The 493-nt window shown below is 73.2% G+C and carries 1 protein-coding gene; it reads left to right on the top strand.

The window, feature by feature from the left end:
• Positions 1–493 (top strand): hypothetical protein (locus EOA60_RS36765; RefSeq protein WP_206628483.1); only part of this gene is annotated, 493 nt, incomplete at both ends.

The following is a 493-nucleotide window of genomic DNA, read 5'->3' as shown; positions in this document are numbered from 1 at the left end:
ATACTGGAGCAACCGGCGCCACAGGTGCCACCGGCGCCACAGGTGCGACCGGCGCTACTGGTGCGACCGGCGCCACGGGTGATACAGGCTCGACTGGAGCAACAGGCGCAACGGGCGATACCGGAGCAACGGGCTCGACGGGCGCGACCGGAGCTACAGGCGCCACCGGCTCGACCGGCGCGACCGGAGCAACCGGTGCCACAGGTGCGACCGGAGCCACGGGTGCGACTGGCGCCACCGGCGATACCGGAGCAACGGGCGCAACCGGCTCGACCGGAGCAACCGGCGCCACAGGTGCGACCGGAGCCACGGGTGCGACTGGCGCCACCGGCGATACCGGAGCAACGGGCGCAACCGGCTCGACCGGAGCAACCGGCGCCACAGGTGCGACCGGCGCCACGGGCGATACCGGAGCAACGGGCGCAACCGGAGCAACGGGCGCAACCGGAGCAACCGGCGCCACAGGTGCGACTGGCGCCACGGGCGATACCGG

The sequence above is a fragment of the Mesorhizobium sp. M1A.F.Ca.IN.020.06.1.1 genome, assembly GCF_004023265.1.
GTDB lineage: Bacteria > Pseudomonadota > Alphaproteobacteria > Rhizobiales > Rhizobiaceae > Mesorhizobium.
This window is presented reverse-complemented; position numbering and strand designations above follow the sequence as displayed.